The organism is Humidesulfovibrio sp. (assembly GCF_035560995.1).
Lineage (GTDB): Bacteria > Desulfobacterota > Desulfovibrionia > Desulfovibrionales > Desulfovibrionaceae > Humidesulfovibrio.
This window is the reverse complement of the sequence record NZ_DATMYK010000260.1, coordinates 1-2,860: the sequence shown is the minus strand read 5'-3', so window position 1 is coordinate 2,860 and position 2,860 is coordinate 1. Positions and strand designations below refer to the sequence as shown.

Below are 2,860 nucleotides of genomic sequence, written 5' to 3'. Positions count from 1 at the left end.
CTCCTACACCACCAGTCCGTCCTCCATCCTGACGACGCGGTCGCCCAGGCGGGCGTATTCCTCGTTGTGCGTGACCATGACCACGGACAGGCCGTCGCCGTGAATGCCCTTCAGCAGTTCCATCACCGTGCCCCCCGTTGCCGAGTCGAGGCTGCCGGTGGGCTCGTCGGCAAAGAGGATGCGCGCGTCCTTCACCAGGGCGCGGGCGATGGCCACGCGCTGCTGCTCCCCGCCGGAAAGCTGTCCGGGCAGGCGATGCGCCTTGTCTGCCAGGCCAACGCGCTCCAGGCTCTGCATGGCTCGCGCCTTCTGGGCGCGGGTGACGGGCTTGAGCCCGCGCATGAAGGGCAGAAGCGTGTTCTCCAGGGCCGTCAGGTAGGGCAGCAGGTAGTGGAACTGGAAGATGACGGCGAAATCGCCGTGGCGGATGGCGTTGATCTCGGCCTCGCTGGCCCGGGCCAGGTCTCGGCCGTGGTAGTTCAGCTGCCCAGCGTCCGGCTTCAGCAGGGTGGAGAGCACGCTCAGAAAGGTGCTCTTGCCCGAGCCGGAGCGGCCCACGATGGACACGAACTCGCCCTGGCTCACGGACAGGGACACGCCCTTGAGCGCCAGGGCGGTCAGACCGTCCTGGGTGAAGGCCTTGGTGACGCCGACGGCTTCGAGAATGGGTGTTGCGGTCATGGCGGCCTCCTACAGGGTGACCAGCGCTTCGCTGGGTTCGATGCTGGCGGCCTTCCAGGCCGGGAACAGCGAGGCCAGGGACGTCAAAAGCGCCAGCACCAGGGCCGTGGCCACAAGATGCAGGGGCTCAAAGGCGATGGCCCCGGCGCCCTCCATGTCCAACACGGCCAGGATGCGGAAGCTGACGAAGTAGCCCGCCAGGTAGCCCGCCAGCCCGGCGAACAGGCCGATGACCGCGGCCTCGGCGCAGAAGATGGAGAATACCGCCCGGCGCGAGAAGCCCAGGGAGCGCAGGATGCCGATCTCCTTCTTGCGCTCGTTCACGGCCGAGAGCATGGAGATGCCCACCATGGAGCAGCCGGTGAGCAGGATCACCAGGCTGACGGACAGGATGAGCTGCTTCACGAAATGCACGCTGACCATGCGCTGTTCCACGATGCCGCGCAGGGTCTTGATCTCCACCCCCGGCAGCGCGGCGGAAATCTGGTTCACGATGTCGTCGATGGGGCAGCCGGAGCACAGGGCCGCCACTTCCACGAAATTCACCTTGCCCGGATGCCCCGAGGCCTTCTGCAGGGCGTCCATGTCGGCCAGCAGCACGTTGTCGTCCTCGCTGCCCGTGGGGCCGAGGATGCCCGTGACCACGAAGGTATGATGCCCAAGCGGCACCGTGGAGCCCACGGAAAGCCCCAGCTTGGCCGCGGCCGCGCTGCCCGCCAACAGTCCACCCGCGCCGGCCGGAACATGCGCCACCGCAGCCGGCTTGGCCGAGGCCTCGGCCTTCGGCGCATCGCCGTGCATGCCGGAACCCATGGCCGCGCGCTCGGCCGCCTGCTCCGGGGTCTCGCCGGGAATCACGCCCTGCTCCACCAGCCAGAAGCCCTTGAGCAGCTTCTCCTGCTCGAAGCGCACGCCCACCAGGGCCACTGCCGTGCCCTGCACATGGTCCATCACCACCAGCTTGGGCGCGATGACGCTGACGTTCTTGCGCAGCCCGATGCCGTCGATGCGCCGGACCGTGTCCGCCTCGTCCAGGTAGTTCACGTCGAAGAGCATGTCGCCCAGGGCGAAGCCGCCATAGCTCACCGTCAGCTTCTCGCTCTTGGGCGAGACGAGGATGTTGGCCCCGAAGCTGACGAGCTTCTTCTCCAGCCCCTCGCCCACCACGCGCGACACGAAGCTGAGCGACACGATGGACACGACGCCCAGGCTGAACACGAGCAGCAGAAGCAGCGTGCGCACCCATTTCTTGCGGGCGTTGCGCAGGGCGATGGTCAGAATGTTCATGCGGCCATGGTCCTTATGGTTGCGTGTGGGAAAGACGAGCAAGGGGCGTCGCCGGGGTCTAGACAAGAGATCCAGTCAAGGGGCGCTGCCCCTTGTCCCCGGTCAGGGGCGCTGCCCCTGAACCCCGCCAGGGGGTATGCACCCCCTGGACCCGCGGGGCGATGCAAAGGGCCTGGACCACGTTCCACGTGGTCCAGGCCCTTTGCATCGCGGTGAGGGCTGGGTGGAAGCGGTAATGCACTGTGCCGGAAAAACCTCCCGCCCGGACCCCTCCGCGCGGAGTTTGCCGTTCCGGGGGCTTTGCGCCGGAACGGCAAACTCCGCGCCACAGGGAGTCCAGAGGGCCTTGTGCCCTCTGGCGGGGTGCAGGAGCAGAGCCCCTGCGCTCATCACCTAGAAGAACTTAACGCCGGCGGCAAGGTCGGCTTCGCGGATGACGACGTTCTTGGCGTCCACGCTGCGCGGCAGGGGCGAGGGATTGCAGCCGCCCTTCACATCCATGACGCGCGCAGTGTTGAACTTCATGCCGCAGTTGTTGCACACCATCACGTCGCCCTGCTGGGTGTAGCCTTTCTTGGCATGGTAGCACACGTCGCAGGCGTCCAGAGCGGTGCGGATGACGCCGTCCTTGCTTTTGACAACAAAGAACTTCACGTCCTTTCCGCCAGTTTTAAAGCTGTAGAAATGGGCCTTGCCGTCAGAGACGTCGGCCACGGGGATGGTGACGGCCCCGGCCTTGGCCTTCACTTCGGCCGGGCCGCCGAAGAACCCTGCCTGGGCGCGGGTGAGGCTTGAGAACAGCAGCAACGCCAGGACGACCAGAGCGGCGACGATGACGAGATGTCCAGGACCGGCGTAGGGTGCCGGGGCGGCGATGGCGATGGCGCGGGGG

At 66.9% G+C, this 2,860-nt stretch carries 3 protein-coding genes; all 3 read right to left on the bottom strand.

All coding sequences use genetic code 11. From position 1 onward, the window contains the following. Positions 1-3 precede the first annotated feature (3 nt). Complete coding sequence (locus tag VN419_RS10135) at positions 4-681, bottom strand: ABC transporter ATP-binding protein (protein WP_325647099.1); 678 nt, start codon at positions 679-681, stop codon at positions 4-6. 9 nt (positions 682-690) lie between these two features. Then, positions 691-1,968, bottom strand: coding sequence for an ABC transporter permease (locus VN419_RS10130; protein ID WP_325647097.1), 1,278 nt, complete (start codon positions 1,966-1,968; stop codon positions 691-693). Between the two features lie 393 nt (positions 1,969-2,361). Beyond that, on the bottom strand, positions 2,362-2,860 hold a 499-nt coding region (locus VN419_RS10125), incomplete at its 5' end, for a Fe-S-containing protein (RefSeq protein ID WP_414652926.1).

What these genes read in the sequence shown, in the direction of transcription:
- VN419_RS10135 (WP_325647099.1), bottom strand. Translation starts at nt 681, where the DNA reads ATGACCGCAACACCCATTCTCGAAGCCGTCGGCGTCACCAAGGCCTTC.
- VN419_RS10130 (WP_325647097.1), bottom strand. Translation starts at nt 1,968, where the DNA reads ATGAACATTCTGACCATCGCCCTGCGCAACGCCCGCAAGAAATGGGTG.